Raw genomic sequence first — 20,661 nt, 5'->3', positions numbered from 1 at the left:
GGGTCAAAACGGCAAAAAAAGGATTCTGGGGACGAGCATGCCGATATGGCGTCAACCTGGGTGGGGAAAGGTTCCCTTTTTGGGCGTGCCAGGCCCGCGCCGACGGCCCGAGCCCGGGTTGCCGCGCTGGCCGACGGCCCTGTCGCACCGAGGAGTTCCAGATGGTCCTGTCCGACATCGCTGTCAGTCCCGAACCGACGGCGGTCCCGGTGCCCCGGCGCGTTCTGGTGATCGGCGGCGCCGGCTTCATCGGCAGCCACGTGGTCGCTCGGATGATGCTGATGGGCAGCGAGGTCCGCGTCCTCGACAACTTCTCCACCGGGCGGCTGGAGAACCTCGCCGATGCCGCGTACGGCGGGCTGACCGAGGCCGACGTGGTGACCGGCGACATCCGTACGCCGGAAGGGCTGGAGATCGTGCACCAGTGGCAGCCCGAGGTGGTGGTGCACCTGGCCGCGCAGCCCAGCGTCCCGGCGGCCCGCCGCTCACCCCTGTACGACGCCGACGTGAACGTGTTCGGCACCGTCAACGTGCTCGACGCCTGTGTCCGCAACGGCGTACGACTGGTGATCAACGCGGCCAGCAGCGCCATCTTCGGCCGGGTCCCCGCCAACGAGCTGCCGATCCGTGAGGACCATCCGATCGCGCCGGTCAGCCCGTACGGCATCAGCAAGGCCGCCGCCGCGCACTACCTCGACTGGTACGGGCGGCAGCACGGCCTGGCGTACACCTCGATGGTCTTCGGCAATGTCTACGGCCCCCGCCAGGAGGGCGGCGATTGCGGCGTCGTGTCCCTGATGGCCGACGCCCTCGTCCGGGGCCGGCAGGTGGTCATCTACGACGACGGCGCGCAGACCCGGGACTTCATCCACGTCAGCGACGTCGCCGAGGCGGTGGCCGTCGCCTCCCACCACCCGGGCGCGGGAATGGTCAACATCGCCTCCGGCCGGCAGACGAGCATCAACGAGGTGTACGACGCCGTCCGCGACGCGTGCGGCGTCGTGGCCCCGGCCCGCTACGAGCCGCTGCCCTGGCCGGGCGAGGTGCGCACCATGGCGCTCGACATCCGCAAGGCCCGTGAGCTGCTCGGCTGGTACCCGAAGGTCGGCCTCACCGAGGGTGTGCGGATGACGGTACGCGACGCCCGTCGTCGCCACGGCGGTCAGGTCCTCACCCAGGCGCGCGACCTCGACCCGGTGGTGGCGACCCAGTAACGGCGGGTTACCGCCCCGACGTCTCGAGGCGCGGTGAGCGGGCGCGGGCGGTCTCGGCGAGCGCGGCGAACACCGGCGTCCGCAATGCCTCCCCGAGCTGCTCCCGCCACGGTGCCTGGGGGCTCACCCCGGCCACCCGCCACCGCCCGTGCCCCAGCACCCCGTAGGCGGGCCGCCGCGCGGGGCGGGGGAACATCGTGTGCGGCACCGGCTGGACCCGCTCCGGGTCCAGCCCGGCCAGGTCGAACAGCGCCCGCGTCAGGTCGTACCAGGTGGCGTGGCCGGCACTGGTGCCGTGGTAGATCCCCGGCGGCGCCACCCCGGCGTGGGCCGCCTGGCCCAGCTCCACCAACTGCCGGGCCAGCGCCCCGCTCCAGGTCGGCTGGCCGGTGTGGTCCGCCACCGCCCGCACCACGCGTGACTTCGCGGCCTGGGCGAGCATGGTGGCGACGAAGTTCCGCCCGTGCTCGCCGTACAGCCAGGCGGTACGGACGATGTAGCCCTGCTCGGGCAGGAGTCGCCGCAGCGCCTGTTCGCCGACGAGTTTGCTCCGGCCGTACGCGTTCAGCGGGCCGGTGCGGTCGTGCTCCCGGTAGGGGCGGCGGGCAGCCCCGCCGAAGACGTAGTCGGTCGAGATGTGCAGCAGGCAGGCGCCGGAGTCCGCGCAGGCTCGGGCCAGGTGCGCGACGGCCGTGCCGTTGACGGCGGTCGCGTCGTCCTCGGCCTCCTCCGCGGCGTCCACATCCGTCCAGCCGGCCGTGTTGACCACGATGTCGTGGCCCGGCACGAGGCGCGCGACGGCCGCCGGGTCGGTGACGTCGAGCGTGGCGTGATCGGCGACGGTCACGGACGCCCCGGGGTGGCGGGCGAGCGCGTCGACCAGGTCGCGACCCAGCATGCCGTGTGCTCCGGTCACCAACCAACGAGCTGCTGTCTCCATCGAAATAGAGTAAATCGTACATAACGCCCAAGCCGGGCTTTTTGAGCAGGAAACAGGACAGGCCTGGACTGCTTCCCGAGACCTGACGATTTTTTCCATCGATCAGTCGTACTCTTGCTGAACCCCATTCGGAACTGCCACGATGGCCGTCAATGCCTTCCGTCCCGAAGGAGTGGTCCTCATGGCGGTCTCCCGCCGCAGGTTCGTCACGTCCGTGTTGGCGGGTTCCGCCCTCGCCGCCGCCTCCACCACGAAGCTCCTCGCCAGCCCCGCCCAGGCCGCCAGCCCGGTAGGCGACGTCGTCGGCAAGGTGACCGTCGGCTACCAGGGCTGGTTCAGCGCCCCCGGCGACTCCGCGCCGATCGGCGGTTGGTGGCACTGGAGCCGCGACCGGTTCCAGCCGCCCTCGCCCAGCAACACCACCATCGTGTCCTGGCCGGACATGCGCGAGTACACGCGCAGCTACCCCACCGCGTACCCGAACCTCGGCAACGGCTCGCCGGCCACCCTCTTCTCCTCGTACGACCAGCAGACCGTGGACACCCACTTCCGCTGGATGCAGGAGTACGGCTGCGACACCGCCGCCCTGCAACGCTTCAACCCGACGGGCGACGAGGGGCCGACCCGCGACGCCATGACGCTCAAGGTCCGCTCGGCGGCCGAGCGCTACAACCGCAAGTTCTACATCATGTACGACGTCACCGACTGGCTGACCATGCAGGCGGACATCAAGACCGACTGGCTGAACAAGATGTCGACGCACACCGCGTCCAGCGCGTACGCCCGCCAGAACGGCAAGCCGGTCGTCTGCATCTGGGGCTTCGGCTTCAGCGAACCGAGCCGGCCCTTCACCCCCGGGCCCTGCCTGGAGGTCATCAACTGGTTCAAGGCGCAGGGCTGCTACGTCATCGGCGGTGTGCCCACCTGGTGGCGGCAGGGGATCAACGACTCCCGCTCCGGCTTCCTCGACGTCTACCACGCCTTCAACGCGATCTCGCCGTGGATGGTCTACCGGACCGACACCCTCGAAGGGCTCGACTCGTACTACAACAACGTCAACATCGGCGACATGGCCGACTGCGCGGCGCGCGGCATCGACTACCTGCCCTGCGTGATGCCCGGTGACCTGGCCGGCGGCCACCGCCGCCACGGCGACTTCTACTGGCGGCACATCTACAACATGGTCAGACTCGGCTCGCAGGGCCTCTACGTGTCCATGTTCGACGAGTACAACGAGGGCAACCAGATCGCCAAGACCTCCGAGACGCAGGCCACCACCCCGGCCGGCGCGAACATCCGCGCCCTCGACGAGGACGGCGTGGCCTGCTCGGCCGACTACTACCTGCGGATCACCGCCGACGGCGGCCGGATGCTCAAGGGACAGCTCGCCCTCACCGCGACCCGACCCACCCCACCCATGGTCGGCACCCCGCCCCCGACCGGCGGCGACCTCGCGGCCGGCCGGTCCGCCTCGGCCAGCAGCCAGAACGGATCGTTCGTCGCCGCGAACGCGGTGGACTCCGACGCCGGAAGCTACTGGGAGAGCGGCGGCGGCGCGTTCCCGCACTGGTGGCAGGTCGACCTCGGCGCCAGCCAACAGGTCAGCCGACTCGTGGTGCGGCTACCCGCCGGCTGGGAGGCGCGTACCCAGACCATCACCGTGCAGGGCAGCGTCGACGGCAGCTCCTTCTCGACCATCGCCGGGGCCTCGGCGTTCGCCTTCGACCCGGCGACCGGCAACACCGTCAGCCGCACGCTGACGACCACCACGGCCCGCCACATCCGGCTGAGCATCGCCGGAAACACCGGCTGGCCGGCGGGCCAACTCGCCAAGGTCGAGGTGTACGGCTCCAGCGGCACCACGGACAACCCGCCGACCGCCCCGAGCAATCTTGCGGTGACCGCCAAGACGTCGAGCAGCGTCTCCCTGGCCTGGACAGCCTCGACCGACGACAAGGGCGTCACGGGTTACCAGGTACGCCAGGGCGGCACGGTCGTCGCCACGGTCACGGGCACCACCGCCACCGTGAGCGGGCTCAACGCGTCCACCTCGTACACCTTCACCGTCGTCGCCCGCGACGCGGGCGGCAACACCTCGGCCGCGTCGAACGCCGTCACCGTGACCACCGACGCCCCCGCCAACTCCGACCTCGCCCGCGGCCGCTCTACCAGCGAGAGCAGCCACGTCCAGAGCTACGGCTCGGGCAACGTGGTCGACGGCGACGCCAACAGCTACTGGGAGAGCGCCAACAACGCCTTCCCCCAGTGGGTGCAGGTCGACCTGGGCGCTGCGCGCACGGTCGGACGGGTGGTGCTCAAGCTGCCGCCGTCCTCGGCGTGGGGTGCTCGTACGCAGACGGTCGCCGTTACCGGCAGCACGGATGGTTCGAGCTTCGGGATGCTCGTTGGCTCGGCGGGGCGGACGTTCAATCCTTCGACGGGGAACTCGGTGTCGTTGACGTTCGGTGCCGCGCAGGCGCGTTACGTGCGGATCACCGTTACCGGTAACACCGGGTGGCCGGCCGGGCAGCTGGCGGCACTGGAGGTGTACGCGAGCTGACCGGACGTGGGGCGGCCGCCGGACGCCGACCGGCGGCCGCTTCTCCCGTCGACCCCAGCCCCTAGCGGTGCATGTCGACGTTCACAGAAGTTCGGTGATCACAAGTCGCCGTAACGCTAGGCAGAAGCGACACCACCTGCGATGCCTGCCTGACACAAGAGGCTGGCACGGACTGGTGTAACCCGGGGCAGGGGACGTGAGGCGCCCCTGCCCCGGATCGGGTCAGAGTTCTCGGTAGTAGACGGCGACCGGGAGCGGCGTGCAGCCGAGAGCTTCATACAGGGCTCGGGCCGGCGCATGGAATCTGTCTCCGCCAGTGCCGATCGTGACAACCTCGGCGCCAAGGTCCCGCATCGCGGAGAACGCGTGCTCGCACAGCACCCTGCCCGCACCGAGCCGGCGGTACTCCGCGGCCACGGCGAGGATCGTGACGCTGGCATTTCGCCGCTCGGGCTCGACCGCCCAGGCCACGTAGCCGGCGATGACACCCTCGTGCTCACCGACCGCGACGTACCGGTTCTGCGCTGGGTCGTGGAGCTCGACAACCTGCTTGACGTAGTCGTCGCGCCACTTACCGTGCTGGTTGGCGAAGACGACGTCGCCCACAAGAGGGCGGAATGAGTCTTCGTAGAACGGCCCGAACGTCTCGATGGTCAATTCGGTGAGCCGAGCCAGGTCATGCTGAAGGAACGAGCGGATACGCATGTGAGTGCCTCTCAAGCTGAGTTCTGAAAGCCAACAAATCGGGCATCAGATGGCCGGCCAGCGGCCGGGACGGCGGCGAGCCGACCCTCAGCGGCGGGTGCGCCAAGCGGCGACGCAACTCATGATCGGAATCCTACGTGACGCTGCAACCCCATTCGCAACACAATGCGTCCGCCGGCCTGCAACGACGAGAGCTCAAAGGGCAGCCGCCATCACGCTGCGACCGGCAGGGGCCAAATGCGCCCGGCGGCCTCCAGCCTCGGCCGTCTGTTTGTCAAGGCTCGCGCCGCATCGTGGCTCGCGGCCAACGATCCAACCCATGCGCGGCTTGGAAAAGGCTCATTTTAGACTTTGCGCGTGGATCCGTCCTCCGGGTTAGCCGCAGCAACAGCACAGCATCATCTGCAAGTGGGTCTGCTGCACCGATAGGTGACAGTTTCAGTCACGCGGCCTGACTGGCCGGTCGGGTCATGATGGTCTCGTACTCGACGGGGGTCAACCGGGACAGGGATCGTTGGCGTCGGCGGCGGTGGTAGGTCCGTTCGATCCAGGTCACGATCGCGGTCCTCAACTGCTGCCGGGTGGTCCAGGTGCGGCGGTCGAGGACGTTGTTCTGCAGCAGGCCGAAGAACGACTCCATGGCAGCGTTGTCGCCGGCGGCGCCGACCCTGCCCATCGACCCGGTCACGTGGTGCTGGTGGAGAGCGTGGACGAACTTTCGGCTCCGGAATTGCGACCCGCGGTCGGTGTGCAGCACGCAGCCGGCCACGTCACCACGGCGGGCTACGGCGTTGTGCAGGGCGTTGACGGCCAGCCTCGACTTCATCCGTGAGTCGATGGAGTAGCCGACGATCCGGTTGGACCACACGTCCTTGATCGCGCACAGGTAGAGCTTTCCCTCGCCGGTGCGGTGCTCGGTGATGTCGGCCAGCCACAACCGGTTCGGGCCGTCGGCGGTGAAGTCCCGCTGGACCAGGTCGTCGTGTACCGGTGGACCGACCTTGCCGCCCTTGCCCCGACGCTTTTTGCTGAACGCGCTCCACCAGCCCATACCGGAGCAGATCTTCCAGGCGGTGCGCTCGACCATCGGCTGGCCGGCAGCGCGGGCCTCGTCGGCCAGGAACCGGTAGCCGAACTCCGGGTCGTCGCGATGGGCGTCGAACAACGCGTCCGCCCGATACGCCGCTACCAGGTCGGCGTCGGTGACACGGTGGGCACGCCACCGGTAGTAGGGCTGACGAGCGATGTTCAATACCCGGCACGTCACCGCCACGGGGATCCCGTCGGCGGCCAGCTCGCTCACGAGCGGGTAGAGCCTTTTCCCGGCAGATGCGCCTGCGACAAGTAGGCTGCGGCCCGGCGCAGGACCTCGTTCTCCTGCTCCAACAACCTGATCCGCTTACGCGCCTCGCGCAGCTCGGCCGACTCGCTGCTGGACGTCCCAGGGGTGGCGCCGGCGTCGACGTCGGCCTGGCGCAGCCACTTGAACAAGGTCATCGGGTGCACGCCGAAGTCCTTGGCGATCTGCTCGACCGTCACGCCTGGCTCGCGGTCACGAGCGACCCGCACGACGTCATCGCGGAACTCTCGGGGGTAGGGCTTGGGCACAGCGACATCCTTCCAGCTCGCCGTCAGGGCAAGCCATCTCAGATGTCACCTATCGGTGCAGCAGACCCGACGTCGTGACGCGGTTTTGGCTGCGAGCTGAGCCGATGCTCCGAGACGCCGTAGGCAGGACCCAACGTCGCCTGTCAGCTCAGCCGATGTAGGGCACCGGACGTCGCTCGAATCCGTGGTCGACCCTGAGCTGCATCGAAGGGTGCATGAGCCTGGGCGGACCAACACCGACACCAGTGGACCGGAACAAGCAGCGGCACCGTACCGCGACCAGCCATCCCCAATCTTCTTCCAATACCCACGCCGCCCCCGGCCGCCGGCAACCCACGCTTGACAACTGCCATTGAGACTCGACCAGTGGGGTGCTCCACCTTGACCAGGCAGGCCCCATCCCCTCCACGATGTGCGGACGAAGCCGACGGGATGGCTAGAGAGTCACGGGAAACGGGCAGGAAACGTGTCAGTTGGAAGACAGCGGATCTGTGCCACCGGCCGTAGCCGTCTGTCGCACACCGATGACAAGGTGTCACGATGACTACCACATCTAAGCCGCACGTCGAAGGCGCTGGCGAGCGCAAAGATCTCCACCCCGCAATGCTGGCCGCCCTCTGGACCGTCAGCAACGGACAATGCTACGCCCCGAACTGCGCCATGCCGGTAGTGCTAGAGGTTCGTCCCGGCGTGTATCAGAAGAATTCACAAGTAGCGCACATCTACGGCGTTCGGCCAAAGGCTGCCAGGTTCCAGGGGGAAATGCCGGCGGAGGAACGCGATACCTTTGCCAATTTGCTCCTCCTCTGCCTCGCTCATCACAAGGAGGTGGATGGCGACGAGACCCGTTATACGCCTGAGGTGTTGAAGTCCTGGAAGGCTCGCCACGAAGGTGAGGCCGGCGCGGTGCTCGCGAGGCTGCGTGTGCCTGATGCTGAGACGCTCGGCAAGATACTGACGGATCTCGCGGAACCTCCGTTGCAGCGGCTTGAGGCGGTAACCAAACGGTTGGAAGAGACTGGCACTGCCAACTCTGAGACCGTCGCCGAACTCAAGGGAATCATCGCGACCTTGTCGGTCGGGGACGGAGTCAGCGGGCAGACCGCTCGGGCCTTGGCCTATGCGGCTGAGGTATTCGGCACGAGCGCCTTCGATCAGAGTGCTAGCGCTGCGGCCTACGCTGCCGAGGTCTTCGAGTCGCAGAGTCTCGACCGCACCGTCACCACGGCCGTCGAGGTCTTGCCACGCCTCGTGGAACGTTTGGAACGGGCGACTCACCAGCTGAGCCAGTTCCATTGATTGAGGCCGGGTCGGGTTGGAGCGGCCAGCGGGGTCGCGGTGAGGGGCCGACAGCAACCGGCCCTTGCCAGAGGCCGGGGTTCCGGGCTACGGATTGCTGACCGCTCCAACAGGATCATCGTCACAGATACGGCAAGCCGGCAGTGACCGTCGTTAAGAATCCATACAGGACATGGGTGGGGAGTACCCTAGGTGATTGCGGGATGGCCGACCGTCGCCGTCGTGAGGTAGGAGTAGTGCAGCCATGCCCCCACGCGCAACCACACTCGTTGATCCACGGTTCCCGGCTGAACTGCGGCGCCTTCGCCAGGCGCGAGGACTCTCGCTGCGGCAGCTTGCCGCCGTCGTCAGCCACGGCAAGAGCCTCCTTCACCAACTTGAGGCAGGGCAGACCAAGCCGACGGTGGACGTGGCGGTCCGACTCGATGACGCGTTGCAAGCAAACGGCGCGTTGGCGGCCCTGGTCGTCGAAACGCCACGGGGTGACGATCGTCTGGCGTACGTGACGGCGCATCGGGGACGTGTGGACCGCGCCACTGTGGATGCGCTCGCTGGCCTCCTTGCCGGATACCGCCGCTTGGAGGATGCCATCGGCGCAGCGGCGATCACGCAACCCGTGCGTGATCACTTCGACACCGTGACCAGCCTGCTCAGGGATGCCCCGGACGGCGTACGGCATCGCATGGTCGATCTGGCCGGGCAGTGGGCACAGTTCGCGGGCTGGCTCAGCCTTGCGCAAGGTCAGGAGCGCGCAGCGACTGCCTGGAACGCGAGGGCCTTGCAGTGGGCGGAGGAGGCCGGTAACGGCGACCTCGTCGCCACCGTGCTGTCGTTTCAGGGATATCAAGCCGAGTGCCGCCACGAACTCCCGACCATGATTCGGCTCTCTCAGGAGGCGAGACGCGATCAGTCGGTGAACGCCGCCCTGCGGGCTTACTGCGCGGGGCAAGAGGCGCGAGGTCTAGCCATGGCCGGTGCTGAGGCGACCGCCGTCACTGACCGTCTCTCCGAGGCATCGGACCTGTCAGCCCAGGCTGCCGAAGAACCCTTGTCTCCGTGGGGCTACTGGTACACACCGTCGTTCTTCGCCATCCAGCAGGGGAGCGTTCTACGGCACCTTGGCGCAACCGACAGCCGTGCCAACGACCGGGCGGTGGAGTTGCTGACGGCCGGTGTGGCGGGCGTCAACGAGGAGGCCGGCAACGCCGAGTGGCACGGACACAACCTCATCCACCTGGCCGTCGCGCAGGCACAGGCCGGAGACACCGTCGCGTCTCGCGAGACGTTGGCGGCGGCAGACTCGATTGCCGTAGCGACCGCATCCCACGATCTCGCACGCAAGGTCACCGAGGCGGTCCGTCTGCTTCGGCTGTCCGCTACGCCATAACGGACGCGTTTCGCCTGGTCGGCGACCCACTGTCACATTGACGATGACTGTGGGTGACGACGATCTGAGCTGTTCCGGGACCTACGTCGCGCCCACGGCCCGACGGAGGTGTGCATGCGCGGTGACGAGACGGCGAGCAAGGGTGAACAGGTTGAGGCGGCCGAGCGGGAGGCTGCCAAGCAGCGCATCCTGGCTCAGGCCGAGGCGGAGCGCGTGCCCGTCGAGGACACGACCCGCGCGATCCCGGACCGGCGGTGGCGGCGTGAGCAGCGATGACCTCCCCATCGGACGACGCGTGGCCGGCTGGCGGGTGCGGCGGTCGATGACGCAGCAGATGCTGGCCGACCGGCTGCGCAGGTCGAAGAGCTGGGTGGACAAGATCGAACGCGGCGTTCGCCCCCTGGACCGGTACTCGGTCATCCAAGAACTCTCCCGCGTCCTGCGGGTCGATCCGGAGGTGCTGCTCGGCCAGCCGCCCAGCACCCCGGCGAGCGCGCCGACCGGGGTGGACGACATCCGAGCGGCGCTCGCCCGCTACGACACCCCGCCGACCCCGCCACACCTGCACGAGCTGAGGCGACAGGTCGGGCACGCCTGGATGGCCTACCAGCACGCGCACTACCCACAGTTGGTGCGCGCGGTGCCGAACCTGCTCAACGCCGCCCAGGGCGCGCGTTCGCCGGAGGTGCTGGTGCAGGCATACCGGATCACCGCGCTACTACTGATCAAGCTCGGCGAGGCCGACCTCGCCTGGCTGGCCGCCGACCGCGCCATGGGCACCGCCCAAGACGACCCCGTCCTCGCGGCGACGGCGGCAATCGCGGTCGCCCAGGCCCTACGCGCATCGGGCCGGGACCGCCTGGCCCTGTCGGCGACCCTCACGGCGGCCAACCGCGCTCTTCTACCGACACTCCACCACGGTGATCATGAAGTTAGCGGCACTTTTGGAGATCAAAGTCGACAACAACTTCATGATCAACGGGGACGGGGTGAGCACGCCGGGCCGGGTGATCGTCGAGGGTGGGCGGTGGGTGGGATCTTGCTCGTGCAGGCCGCGCTTGCCGCCGCTGGGTGCGGCGAGCACCGCCGCGCCACCGAGCTGATCGACCGGGCCGCGGGCGTCGCCGCCGACCTTCGGGGGTACGACCCGCACGGCAGCACCTTCGGGCCGGTGACCGTGGAGATGGCGCGGGTGCTGCTCGCCGTGCAGCGCGGGGACACCGACGGCGCACTGACTCGGCATGTGGGCGTCGTGCGGAGGGAGGTGTGGCGGCGGTTGCCGGCCGAGCATCGGGGTGCCTACCTGCTCGACGCTGCGCGGATCTACGTGCGCGCTGGTGACCTGCGCGGGGCGGCGCGGGCGTTGGTCGACGCGGACAGCGTCGCGCCGGGTGAGGTTCGGGGGCGGCCTCTGGCGCGTACCCTCATCGGTGATGTTGCCCGTGTCAGGCCGGCGCCGGCCGGCGTGGCGCGACTGGCGATGCTGGTCGGGCTCACCCGGTGACCGATGAGCGGCGGCCGCCCATCCACCTGTGCGCCGATTACCAGATGATGATGCCGCCGTGTACCGCCCTGGCGCGTTGCACGGCATCTCCCACGTTGCTCAGGTAGCGGAGGATGCGATCGGTGTCGTAGCCGGTCGCGGCGGACAGCAGCTCGACGTTCTCCGTTAGCAGGTCGCACTCCTGAGCGAAGGCGTCGAGCTGGCCGGGGGAGACCTGGAGGTGGCCCCGGTTCTCGGCCGTGACGTCGGCGAGTTGCGGCAGGAACGTCGCGCCCAGCTGACGAGCGGCCGCGGAACCCCACAGCGAATGACGGAAGGCCTCAGCTCCCACTGCCGTGCTCACGTCCGGCGGATCCTCGACGACGTGCCGGCCGGCGTATGAGTTGTCGTCCGGTATCCACACCGCGATATCCAGGCTCAATCGCACACTCCCGCCATCCTTCGAAGCGCGGCTGAGACCTAGGTACGCCGATCCGCCGCCCCGACTGGCCACGATGCTAGGTGCGCCGCCCGAGCCGGCCCAAATTGTGTGTCGGCTCTGGCGCCGCCTGGTTACCGTGCCTCCCGTGACGATGTCGGACGCGGACTGGTGGTCGCTGCTTCGGGAGTTGGACGAGCCGGTCCCACCGGTGGAGCACCGCCTCAGCCCGGAGTCGATCCTGCGGGCCATGGTGGACGGCACCGTGCCGCAGTCGGTGCTGACGGCATGGAACGAGCGGCTGGAGTCAGGCGCAGGTGGCGATCTGGAGATGCCACGGCAATTCGACCTCGCGGCGACCCAGGGTCGGTTCGACCGGCTCACGGAACGATTGAGCGAGGCCTTCGGTTGCCAGTGCGTCGCGTGGCACCCTCAGGATTCCGCATGTTTCGGCGGCATCGAGATTCCCGCCGAGGCCAGTCGCAGCCGCACGAAACGTACGCGAATCCCGCTGTCGCTGGGTGTGAGCGTGAGCAACTTCGGGGGCCTCGCCACCTACGGCGCTTCCGCTCCGTGGGGCCACACATCTCACCTGCACCCGGACGACGGCGCACGGATCGAGGAGATCCTCACCGGTCTCGGGTACCTGCTCGTCCCCGAGCACATCCTCGCCACGCCCTACGACGGGCCCAACGGCTGGGTGTTCGTCCCGACGGACGAGGCGACCTGGTTCACCCGATTCTTCGATTACCTCTGAACGCACAACGGGTCAGCCGCACGGCTGGCGGCGCTCGTCGGGCTTACCCGGTGACCGACGTGCGGCGGCGTACGTCGTCGGCGGGGTTGATGGTGCGGACGGGGTTGGGGACCGGGCCGCGTCGCCGCCACTCGCGGGGGTAGCCCAGTGAGACCTCCTCGAAGTGGACGCCGTCGTAGAAGGTCGTGCGGGGGATGTGCAGGTGCCCGTAGACCATCGTGGACGCGCCGAAGCGCAGGTGCCAGTCGCGGGTGCGGACGGTGCCGCACCACTGGGCGAACTCCGGGAACCACAGGATGTCGGTGGGTTCGCGCACCAGCGGGTAGTGGTTGACCAGCACGGTCGGCAGGTCCGGGTCGCGTTCGGTGAGGCGGCGTTCGGTCTCGGTGACGCGGGCGTCGCACCAGGCTTCGCGGCTCGGGTACGGGTCGGGGTGCAGCAGCGCCTCGTCGGTGCAGACCACGCCGGCCTTGTACGCGATGTCCAGGGACTCCTGTTTGGTGCTCGCCTGGGGCACCCGGAACGTGTAGTCGTAGAGCACGAAGAGCGGGGCGATGGTGGCCGGGCCGCCCTCGCCGTCCCATACCGGGTACGGGTCCTCGGGCGTGACGACGCCCAGGCGGCGGCACATCGCCACCAGCTCGCGGTAGCGGGTTTCGCCGCGCAGGTGCTCGGGGTCGCCGGGCGGCGTCCACAGCTCGTGGTTGCCGGGCGCCCAGACGACGGTGGCGAATCGGCTGCTCAGCAGATCGAGTGCCCATTCGATGTCGGCGAACTTCTCGCCCACGTCGCCGGCCACGAGCAGCCAGTCGCCGGGGTGGTCCGGACGCAGCTCTTCGACGAAGGCGCGGTTCTCCGCGTAACTGATGTGCAGGTCGCTGACGGCCCGCAGCCGGGGGGAAGCGCTCACGGGTCGAGGCTAGGCGTCGGCGGCCCGATCGGCATACTCCGATTCGGTCGTGTCCTGCTCCGCTTGCGATGGCTACCACGGGACGTGCCCGCCGGCCGGCATATCCGCTGAGCCGGCGGGAAAGCGCGGGGCGTCCGAGAGCCCGAGACCGGAGCAGGAGACGAAACATGCCTTTCATCACCGTGGGGACGGAAAACTCCGCGCCCATCGACCTGTACTACGAGGACCACGGGTCCGGTAAGCCGGTGGTGCTGATCCACGGCTTCCCGTTCAACGGCGCGACCTGGGAGAAGGAAACCAGGGCGCTGCTGAACGCCGGATACCGGACGATCACCTACGATCGGCGCGGCTTCGGAAACTCGGCGCAGCCGGCGTTCGGGTACGACTACAACACGTTCGCGGCCGACCTGGACGTGTTGATGACCGAGCTGGACCTCAGTGACGTCACCCTCGTGGGGCACTCGATGGGCACCGGTGAGGTCGTGCGTTACCTGGGCAACTACGGCTCGCAACGCGTGAGCAAGGCGGTGCTGCTCAGCCCGCTCGAGCCGATGCTGGCCAAGGCGGACGACAACCCCGAGGGCGTCGACCGGAATCTCTTCAAGGGCTTCCAGGACGCCATCATCAAGGACCGCTTCGCCTATCTGACGTCGTTCTGCGACGCGTTCTTCAACCCGGACCAGAACATGGGCAAGCGGGTCAGCGAAGAGGCGTACCGGGCGCACTGGCAGATCGGCGCGATGGCCTCCGCCAAGGCCACCCACGACAGTGTGGACGCCTGGCAGGAGGACTTCCGGCCGGACCTGCCGAAGATCGACATTCCGGTGTTGATCGTGCAGGGTGACCAGGACCGGGTGCTGCCGTACCCGGTGACCGGTCAGCGGCTCGGCCCGATGATGCCGACCGGCACGCTCGTCACGCTCAAGGGCGCGCCGCACGGTATCCCGTGGACGCACGCCGACGAGGTCAACAAGGCGATCATGGACTTCATGAAGCAGCCGGCCAAGGCGCGCGCCTGACCCGTACCGGTAGCCGATCGGACGCCAGCGCCGTGACGGCGCTCCGGCACCCGGCCCCAGCGTTTCGCACCGGGGCCGGGTGTCGGCGTTCGCGTGGTCACGCCCGGATCAGCGTCACCAGCCCCGCCGCGACCAGCACGCCGGCCCAGAGCCGGTCGACGTTGAACCAGGCCTTGCGCAGCACCCCCACCCCGAGCACCTCGTAGACCAGCACCGCGACGACCAACGCGGTGCCGAACATCGCCACGGTGTGCACGCCCGCGGCGGCCAACCCGGGCAGCGCGCCCACCGACGCCGCCGCCAGATGCCCGGCATGGCCCCCGGGAACCGGCTCGGCCACCAGCACCGGCAGCAGCATCAGCCCCGCGCCGTGCGCCGACGACATGAGGAACGACCAGCCGGCGAGCTGTGCCGCCGACAGGCGCATGCCCGCCCAGCGGAAGTGCCGCTCGGAGAGCAGCCGCCACAGTCCGAAGCCGACCAGCAGCACCCCGCCGACCACCGCCAGTACGGTGCTCGCGGTCACCGAGCGGGTCGCGGTGACCAGGGCGGCGACGATCGCCACCGAGGCGAGATGCCCTGCCGCGATCGGCGGCAACGCGCGCAGCAGCGCCGCCCGGCGGCGTTCCTGGAGGCCCCGGGCCACCGCGAACAGCCAGCCCATCGCCGGGTTCAGGCCGTGGAACGCGCCGAGGGCGGCGAGCGTCGCCAGGGTTCCGAGGGTCACGGGAAGCAGTACGAGTCGGAGGACGCGTCCCCGCCCTGTAGGCGCGTCTGGTGCACGCGCAACCCCCGGAACTCGTCGCCGTGCGGGAAGAACCGCACGTCCGGGGTGAGCCCGCCGGCCTCCACGTCCACGTCGAGCTTGGCCAGCCACGCGCCCACCCCGTCGGGATAGAACTGGTCGTCCCACGCGCCGTAGAGGGAGTTGCTGACGTAGACCCGCCGGCCGTCCCGGCTCACCTCCACCATCTGCGGACCACCGGCCAGTGCCTCGTCCGGGGCGGACGGGTGGGCGGTACGACGGACGATCCCGCCGAGGTGCACCGAGCCGGTGAGCACCGGGTGCAGCGGGTCGCTGACGTCGTACTGGCGCAGCTCGCCGGTGCCCCAGCACGACACGTACAGGAAGCGGTCGTCGACGGACAGGTCGATGTCGGTCACCAGTGGCGGCACCGCCCCGAACGGCTTGAGCAGGTCGGGCAGGTCCGCCGGGTCGGCCGGCTCGGCCGGGATGTCGATCACCTTGGTGACCGCCCAGGCGTCCCCGTCGCGGTGCCACAGCCACACCGAGGCGGACAGGTCCTCGACGCTGATCACCACCCCGACGAACCCGTACGACTTCGTCGGGTCGTGCGCCGGGCGCAGCTCCAGCGGCATCTGGTACGCATCGCCCAGGTCGACCCGCTGCACGTGCCGGCGCTTGGCGAGATCCCAGAAGTGGATGGCGTGGCCGTAGCGGCGGCCCAGCAGCAGCTCCCCGATGATGCCGTCCTCGATCATCGACGGGGTGCCCCACTCGCTGGTGACCAGCACGTCCTGGTTGAGGTGCCACCACACGTCGTACGCGAGGAACTGCGGCCCCCGGTCGGCCTCCCACGCCCCGCGTACCTCGAAGGTGGTGTGGTCGAGGATCGCGACGCCGCCCGGACCCTCCTCGCCGTCCGCGCCGCCCAGCGCCGACAGGTAGATACCGTCCGGGCCACAGTGCACGGTGTGCGGGCGGGAGTAGCCGGCCCGTTTCGCCAGCTCCTCCGGCCCGATCACCTTGACCACCCGCGGCTGGCGCGGGTCGGGCTGGGTGTCGACGACGTGGATGCGCGAGGAGCGCAGGCCCGGCACGATCAGGTAGCGCCGCTCGACGTGCGGGTGCGGGGCCGTCGGGCAGAGCGCGCTGCTGCACGCGTTCCAGCCGAAGTGGTGCAGCTCGTCGCCGAGGTGTGGCAGTTCGGTCCAGCCGACCACCCGGCCGTAGTCGGCGGAGTCCGGGTCGGTGTCGAGCACCACGATGGCGTCCGGGCGGCTGGCCGTACGGTCGAAGGCCGCCACGTAGGCGAGCTTCTCGGCCGGGGCGGTGGCCGCCTCGCGGGGTGACGGGTAGAAGGTGGGGTCGGGCGTCCAGCGGGTCATCGCATCTCCGCTTCGTCAGGTGGTGGGACTCAGGTGGTGGGAACGCCGAGTCGGTCGAGCAGGAGCCGGCGCAGCGCGCCGAAGCCCGGGTCCTCCGGCGTGCGGGTGGGTGCCAGGTCGACGGGCAGGTCCGCGGCGATGCGGCCGTCGTCGAGGAGCAGGATCCGGTCGGCGAGCAGCAGCGCCTCCTCCACGTCGTGGGTGACGAGCAGGGCGGCGAAGCCGTGTTCGGCGCGGAGCCGACGCAGCAGCACCTGCATCCGCAGCCGGGTGAGCGCGTCGAGGGCGCCGAACGGCTCGTCGAGCAGCAGCAGGTCCGGTTCGCGGACCAACGCCCGGGCGACGGCCACCCGCTGCGCCTGCCCGCCGGACAGCTCGGCCGGCCAGGCCCGGTGTCGCTCGGCCAACCCGACCTCGGTCAACGCCCGCCCGATGCGGCCCGCGGTGTCCGGACCGGACAGGCCGAGCCCGACGTTCGCCGCCACCCGCTTCCACGGCAGCAACCGGTGCTCCTGGAAGACCACGGCGGCGGTGCCGTGCACGACGGTCTCACCGGTCGCCTCGCCGTCGAGCCCGGCGAGGATGCGCAGGAGGGTGCTCTTGCCCGAACCGCTGCCGCCGAGCAGGGCCACGACCTCGCCCCGCGCGATGCTCAGGTCGACCCCGGCCAGCACGACCGTCGGCCCGAAGGACCGGCGGATCGCGTGGGCGGTCAGCACCGGGGTCGCGCCGATCAGGTGGCTCGCAGTCCGCGTCGCCATGTCAACATCCTCCTCTCCGCCACGCGAAGGGCAAGGTCGGATATCAGCCCGAGCAGCGCGTAGACGAGCAGGCCGAGGACCACCACGTCGGTCTGGCTGAACTCGCGGGCCTCCATCATCAGGAAGCCGATGCCGGTCTGGGCGTTGACCTGCTCGCCGACGACGAGGCTCAGCCAGGCCGCGCCGATCGCGAGGCGCAGGCCGAGGAAGAGCGACGGCAGCGCGCCCGGCAGCACCACGTGCCGCAGCCGGGCGGCCGGCCCGAGCCCACAGGCCCGGGCGGCCTCCACCAGCCGCTCGTCGATGTCCCGGATGCCGGCGTACGTGTTGAAGTAGACGGGGAAGAACGCGCCCAGCGCCACCAGGCTGATCTTCAGCGACTCGCCGATGCCGACCCAGATGATCAGCAGGGGTACCAGGCCCAGGTGCGGCAGCATGCGGCCCATCTGCACCGGGGGGTCGACGAGGTCGTCGCCGAGGCGCAACAACCCGGCCACCGCGCCCAGCACGAGCGCCAGCACGCCGCCGATGAGCAACCCCGCGCCGGCCCGGGTGAGCGAGTCCACCAGGTGCACGGCGAGCGTGCCGTCGCGGGACAGTCGCCAGCCGGTCGCGAGGACGTCGCTGGGCGCGGGCAGCTTCTCCGGTGCCAACACGCCGGTCCGGGCCGCCAACTCCCAGCCCAGCACCAGCGCGACCGGGCTGACCACCCGCCGCCACCGCCGGGACGGCCGTGGGCGGCGGGCTGCGGGCGTCGGTTCCGCCGCGACCTCCGGCGGTGTTTCGAGCAGCGGGGTACGACTCATTGGAACACCGCGCTGAAACGATCGTCCACCCGGCTCCTGATGTCGACCGGCCCCGGGATGAGGTCCAGCGCGACGAAGCTGTCGGTGATCGCCTGGAGTTCGTCGCCGATGGCCGGGCTGACCGGGGCGAGTGGCTTGGCGCTGCGGTCCAGTGCGCGGCTCGTGACGTCCTCCGGGATCTTCAGCTCCGGCGCGAGCGTGCGGGCCCGCTCCTGCGGGTTGGCGATGCCCCAGTCGGTCACCTCGCGGTACTTCTGTAAGAACGTCCGGACGTCGTCCGTGCGCGTGGTGACCGTGTCCGGCGCGGCCAGCACGTACTCGCGGTTGCTGGCCAGGCCGGTCGCGTCGGCGAGTACCCGCACGCCGGGCTGCTCGGCCAGGGCGAAGTACGGGTCCCAGATCACCCACGCGTCGACCTGGCCGCTGTCGAAGGCGGGCCGTCCCTCGGCCGGCTTGAGGTACTTGACGTTGATGTCGCGCAGCGTCATCTTGTTGGCCTCCAGCAGCCGGACCAGCAGCCAGTGGACATTGGAGCCCTTGTTGAGGGCGACCGTCCGGCCCTTGAGGTCGGCGAAGCTGCGGTAGCCGCTGTCCGCCTTGACGAGCACGGCCTCGCCCTGCGGGATCGGCGCCGAGGTGCCGATGATGGAGAACGGGATCTTGCCGGCGGCGGCGAAGACCGGTGGGGCCTCGCCCACCTGTCCGATGTCGATCGACCCGGCCTTGAGCGCCTCGGTGAGCGCCGGCCCGCTCTCGAACAGCGACCACTCGACGTCCGGGGCCGCGCCGCGCGCCTTGACCAGGCTGAGCCCGCCGAAGCGTTGGTAGCCGATCCGCAGCTTGCCCCCGTCGTCGCCCGCGTCGGCGGACCCGCCGCAGGCGCTCACGCCGCCCGCGGCGAGCAGGACGAGGGCGGTGAACGCCGCCGTGCGCAGGCGGCGACGCGGGGGACGAACAGGTGAGGGGGTACGCATGGCGGCTCCTTGACATGAACGGATGAGCCGGGCCGCGTCGACCGGCGTGGGCGGTAGCCTACTAACCCGATAGGTTTTATGGGTAGGCTGTGGGCGGGTTCGTCCCACCCCTCAGGAGAGCGCCCCGCGCACACACGGAAAGAGCCCCGATGACCCTCACCTTCCACTGGTTCCTGCCCACCAACGGCGACAGCCGGGACGTCGTCGGCGGTGGACACGGCGTACCCACCGGCACGGCCGGGGGCGCCCGCCCGCCGAGCGTGGCCTACCTGGGGCAGATCGCCCGCACCGCCGAGCAACTCGGCTTCGTGGGCGCGCTCACCCCGACCGGCGCGTGGTGCGAGGACGCCTGGCTCACCACCGCGATGCTCACCGAGGTCACCGAACGCCTCAAGTTCCTGGTGGCGTTCCGGCCCGGCCTGACCTCACCCACCCTGGCCGCGCAGATGGCCGCCACCTTCCAGCGGCTGTCCCGGGGCCGACTCCTGCTCAACGTGGTCACCGGCGGCGAGTCGACCGAGCAGCGCGCGTACGGCGACTTCCTCGACAAGGACGCCCGGTACGCGCGCACGGACGAGTTCCTGCACGTCGTCCGCGCGCTGTGGCGGGGCGAGACCGTCGACCACGTCGGCGACCACCTACGCGTCGAGCAGGCGCGACTGCACCGGCTGCCCGACCCCACGCCCCCGGTCTACTTCGGTGGCTCGTCCGCCGCCGCCCTGCCCGTGGCCGTGCGGCACAGCGACGTCTACCTCACCTGGGGTGAGCCACCGGCCCAGGTCGCCGACAAACTCGACCGGGTCCGGGCCCTCGCCGCCGAGGCCGGTCGGGAGCTGCGCTTCGGCATCCGCCTGCACGTCATCGCCCGGGACACCGCCGACGAGGCGTGGGCGCAGGCTCGGCGGCTGCTCGACGGCATCGCCGAGGCCGACATCCGGGCCGTGCAGGAAGGGCTGCGGCGCAGCGAGTCCGAGGGGCAGCGCCGGATGCTCGACCTGCACGGCGGCTCCCGAGACAGCCTGGAGGTCGCACCCAACCTGTGGGCCGGCGTCGGCCTGGTACGGGGTGGGGCCGGGACCGCCCTGGTGGGGAGCCACCGCGAGATCGCCGACCGGATCGCCGAGTACCACGCGCTCGGCATCGACGAGTTCATCCTCTCCGGCTACCCCCACCTGGAGGAGGCGTACTGGTTCGGCGAGGGCGTACTGCCGATCCTGCGCGAGCGCGGTCTGTGGCGACACCCCGACGGCCACCCGGCCCCGGCGGACCTCGCGGACATCCCCTTCGCCGGCACGACGACACCGCGTCCGACGCCGGAGCCCGTGGCGGCCCGCTGACCAGCCACCGGGTGCGGGCGTGCGGCGTGCGCCCGCACCCGACGACGTGCCGCCGCCGGCGGCAGCTTCCACGCGATCATCTTCAACGACGACGACAGCTACGCCTGCTCGCCCGTCGACGAGCCGTTCGAACGGGTCCCCGAGGGCGGCCCGGACCTCACCGCGACCGAGGCCCGCGCACACGAGGATCTGCCGTTCGTCTGGTGGGTGGTGGACCTCGTCATGGAGCGTGACCAGGCGCCGCTGATGGTTCGGCTGGCCCGCGTTGCGTTCTAGTCATCAGCCGATCGGATGACCGAAGGCGATGATCGGCTGTTTCCATGTGCGACGGA

General features: G+C 69.9%; 19 protein-coding genes. 9 read left to right on the top strand and 10 right to left on the bottom strand.

The genetic code is table 11. The features are described from left to right. Positions 1 to 161 precede the first annotated feature (161 nt). Positions 162 to 1,214 (top strand): NAD-dependent epimerase/dehydratase family protein, encoded by a 1,053-nt coding sequence (locus ACN269_RS05780; RefSeq protein ID WP_421471398.1) that lies wholly within the window; start codon positions 162 to 164, stop codon positions 1,212 to 1,214. Between the two features lie 7 nt (positions 1,215 to 1,221). Here ACN269_RS05780 and rfbD read toward each other — a convergent pair whose 3' ends face one another. Beyond that, the gene (gene rfbD / locus ACN269_RS05775) at positions 1,222 to 2,154 is read right to left on the bottom strand and encodes a dTDP-4-dehydrorhamnose reductase (RefSeq protein ID WP_421471397.1); all 933 of its coding nucleotides are present in this window, start codon (positions 2,152 to 2,154) and stop codon (positions 1,222 to 1,224) included. Positions 2,155 to 2,335: 181 nt separating this feature from the next. On the opposite strand from rfbD, the gene ACN269_RS05770 reads away from it, so the two are divergent. Continuing rightward, entirely contained in the window at positions 2,336 to 4,714 is a 2,379-nt protein-coding gene (locus ACN269_RS05770) for a discoidin domain-containing protein (protein ID WP_421471396.1), read from the top strand. 222 nt (positions 4,715 to 4,936) lie between these two features. Here ACN269_RS05770 and ACN269_RS05765 read toward each other — a convergent pair whose 3' ends face one another. Next, on the bottom strand, positions 4,937 to 5,419 hold the full coding sequence (locus ACN269_RS05765; protein WP_421471395.1) for a GNAT family N-acetyltransferase: 483 nt from the start codon (positions 5,417 to 5,419) through the stop codon (positions 4,937 to 4,939). Between the two features lie 442 nt (positions 5,420 to 5,861). Continuing rightward, positions 5,862 to 7,027, bottom strand: a protein-coding gene (locus ACN269_RS05760) for an IS3 family transposase (RefSeq protein WP_421471394.1) whose coding sequence is annotated in 2 segments (ribosomal slippage) — positions 5,862 to 6,740 and positions 6,743 to 7,027 — 1,164 coding nt in all. Because the reading frame shifts where the segments join, the coding sequence is not laid out codon by codon here. A gap of 540 nt (positions 7,028 to 7,567) precedes the next feature. Here ACN269_RS05760 and ACN269_RS05755 point away from each other — a divergent pair. From ACN269_RS05755 to ACN269_RS05740, 4 genes are all read left to right on the top strand, one after another. After that, complete coding sequence (locus ACN269_RS05755; protein ID WP_421471393.1) at positions 7,568 to 8,326, top strand: hypothetical protein; 759 nt, start codon at positions 7,568 to 7,570, stop codon at positions 8,324 to 8,326. A gap of 244 nt (positions 8,327 to 8,570) precedes the next feature. Beyond that, positions 8,571 to 9,713, top strand: coding sequence for a helix-turn-helix domain-containing protein (locus tag ACN269_RS05750; RefSeq protein ID WP_421471392.1), 1,143 nt, complete (start codon positions 8,571 to 8,573; stop codon positions 9,711 to 9,713). Positions 9,714 to 9,827: 114 nt separating this feature from the next. After that, positions 9,828 to 9,989 (top strand): hypothetical protein, encoded by a 162-nt coding sequence (locus tag ACN269_RS05745; RefSeq protein WP_421471391.1) that lies wholly within the window; start codon positions 9,828 to 9,830, stop codon positions 9,987 to 9,989. Beyond that, complete coding sequence (locus tag ACN269_RS05740; RefSeq protein ID WP_421471390.1) at positions 9,976 to 11,217, top strand: helix-turn-helix domain-containing protein; 1,242 nt, start codon at positions 9,976 to 9,978, stop codon at positions 11,215 to 11,217. Before ACN269_RS05745 ends, ACN269_RS05740 begins: the two co-directional genes overlap by 14 nt. A gap of 37 nt (positions 11,218 to 11,254) precedes the next feature. Here the strand turns inward: ACN269_RS05740 and ACN269_RS05735 are convergent, their stop codons facing one another. Next, a complete protein-coding gene (locus ACN269_RS05735) occupies positions 11,255 to 11,638 on the bottom strand; it encodes a hypothetical protein (RefSeq protein ID WP_421471389.1) in 384 nt (127 codons plus the stop codon). 145 nt (positions 11,639 to 11,783) lie between these two features. On the opposite strand from ACN269_RS05735, the gene ACN269_RS05730 reads away from it, so the two are divergent. Continuing rightward, positions 11,784 to 12,392, top strand: a complete 609-nt coding sequence (locus ACN269_RS05730; RefSeq protein WP_421471388.1) for a hypothetical protein — start codon at positions 11,784 to 11,786, stop codon at positions 12,390 to 12,392. Between the two features lie 43 nt (positions 12,393 to 12,435). On the opposite strand, the gene ACN269_RS05725 is transcribed toward ACN269_RS05730, so the two are convergent. Further along, a complete protein-coding gene (locus ACN269_RS05725) occupies positions 12,436 to 13,302 on the bottom strand; it encodes a metallophosphoesterase family protein (protein WP_421471387.1) in 867 nt (288 codons plus the stop codon). 167 nt (positions 13,303 to 13,469) lie between these two features. Here ACN269_RS05725 and ACN269_RS05720 point away from each other — a divergent pair, with 167 nt between their 5' ends. Then, positions 13,470 to 14,321 carry an alpha/beta fold hydrolase gene (locus ACN269_RS05720; RefSeq protein WP_421471386.1) on the top strand — a complete coding sequence of 284 codons (852 nt, stop codon included), beginning with the start codon at positions 13,470 to 13,472 and terminating at the stop codon, positions 14,319 to 14,321. Positions 14,322 to 14,418: 97 nt separating this feature from the next. On the opposite strand, the gene ACN269_RS05715 is transcribed toward ACN269_RS05720, so the two are convergent. From ACN269_RS05715 to ACN269_RS05695, 5 genes are read right to left on the bottom strand one after another with little or no spacing between them, the layout of a single operon-like run. Next, positions 14,419 to 15,048: a hypothetical protein gene (locus ACN269_RS05715; RefSeq protein ID WP_421471385.1), complete on the bottom strand. Its 630-nt coding sequence runs from the start codon at positions 15,046 to 15,048 to the stop codon at positions 14,419 to 14,421. Beyond that, positions 15,045 to 16,451 (bottom strand): selenium-binding family protein, encoded by a 1,407-nt coding sequence (locus tag ACN269_RS05710; protein WP_421471384.1) that lies wholly within the window; start codon positions 16,449 to 16,451, stop codon positions 15,045 to 15,047. Before ACN269_RS05710 ends, ACN269_RS05715 begins: the two co-directional genes overlap by 4 nt. Before the next feature lie 29 nt (positions 16,452 to 16,480). Then, positions 16,481 to 17,212, bottom strand: a complete 732-nt coding sequence (locus ACN269_RS05705; protein ID WP_421471383.1) for an ABC transporter ATP-binding protein — start codon at positions 17,210 to 17,212, stop codon at positions 16,481 to 16,483. Further along, positions 17,185 to 18,018, bottom strand: a complete 834-nt coding sequence (locus ACN269_RS05700) for an ABC transporter permease (protein ID WP_421471382.1) — start codon at positions 18,016 to 18,018, stop codon at positions 17,185 to 17,187. Before ACN269_RS05700 ends, ACN269_RS05705 begins: the two co-directional genes overlap by 28 nt. Beyond that, a complete protein-coding gene (locus ACN269_RS05695; RefSeq protein WP_421471381.1) occupies positions 18,015 to 18,992 on the bottom strand; it encodes an aliphatic sulfonate ABC transporter substrate-binding protein in 978 nt (325 codons plus the stop codon). Before ACN269_RS05695 ends, ACN269_RS05700 begins: the two co-directional genes overlap by 4 nt. 149 nt (positions 18,993 to 19,141) lie before the next feature. Between ACN269_RS05695 and ACN269_RS05690 the strand changes: the two genes are divergently transcribed. Then, positions 19,142 to 20,329, top strand: a complete 1,188-nt coding sequence (locus tag ACN269_RS05690; protein ID WP_421471380.1) for an LLM class flavin-dependent oxidoreductase — start codon at positions 19,142 to 19,144, stop codon at positions 20,327 to 20,329. The last annotated feature ends 332 nt before the right edge of the window (positions 20,330 to 20,661 follow it).

Source organism: Micromonospora sp. WMMD736 (assembly GCF_049179015.1).
Classification (GTDB): Bacteria; Actinomycetota; Actinomycetes; order Mycobacteriales; family Micromonosporaceae; genus Micromonospora.
The sequence above is the reverse complement of the archived record's forward strand: the minus strand, read 5'-3'. Positions and strand labels throughout refer to the sequence as shown.

What these genes read in the sequence shown, in the direction of transcription:
- ACN269_RS05695 (WP_421471381.1), bottom strand. Translation starts at nt 18,992, where the DNA reads ATGCGTACCCCCTCACCTGTTCGTCCCCCGCGTCGCCGCCTGCGCACG.
- ACN269_RS05780 (WP_421471398.1), top strand. Translation starts at nt 162, where the DNA reads ATGGTCCTGTCCGACATCGCTGTCAGTCCCGAACCGACGGCGGTCCCG.
- ACN269_RS05720 (WP_421471386.1), top strand. Translation starts at nt 13,470, where the DNA reads ATGCCTTTCATCACCGTGGGGACGGAAAACTCCGCGCCCATCGACCTG.
- ACN269_RS05745 (WP_421471391.1), top strand. Translation starts at nt 9,828, where the DNA reads ATGCGCGGTGACGAGACGGCGAGCAAGGGTGAACAGGTTGAGGCGGCC.
- ACN269_RS05765 (WP_421471395.1), bottom strand. Translation starts at nt 5,419, where the DNA reads ATGCGTATCCGCTCGTTCCTTCAGCATGACCTGGCTCGGCTCACCGAA.
- rfbD (WP_421471397.1), bottom strand. Translation starts at nt 2,154, where the DNA reads ATGGAGACAGCAGCTCGTTGGTTGGTGACCGGAGCACACGGCATGCTG.
- ACN269_RS05690 (WP_421471380.1), top strand. Translation starts at nt 19,142, where the DNA reads ATGACCCTCACCTTCCACTGGTTCCTGCCCACCAACGGCGACAGCCGG.
- ACN269_RS05770 (WP_421471396.1), top strand. Translation starts at nt 2,336, where the DNA reads ATGGCGGTCTCCCGCCGCAGGTTCGTCACGTCCGTGTTGGCGGGTTCC.
- ACN269_RS05750 (WP_421471392.1), top strand. Translation starts at nt 8,571, where the DNA reads ATGCCCCCACGCGCAACCACACTCGTTGATCCACGGTTCCCGGCTGAA.
- ACN269_RS05710 (WP_421471384.1), bottom strand. Translation starts at nt 16,451, where the DNA reads ATGACCCGCTGGACGCCCGACCCCACCTTCTACCCGTCACCCCGCGAG.
- ACN269_RS05705 (WP_421471383.1), bottom strand. Translation starts at nt 17,212, where the DNA reads ATGGCGACGCGGACTGCGAGCCACCTGATCGGCGCGACCCCGGTGCTG.
- ACN269_RS05700 (WP_421471382.1), bottom strand. Translation starts at nt 18,018, where the DNA reads ATGAGTCGTACCCCGCTGCTCGAAACACCGCCGGAGGTCGCGGCGGAA.
- ACN269_RS05755 (WP_421471393.1), top strand. Translation starts at nt 7,568, where the DNA reads ATGACTACCACATCTAAGCCGCACGTCGAAGGCGCTGGCGAGCGCAAA.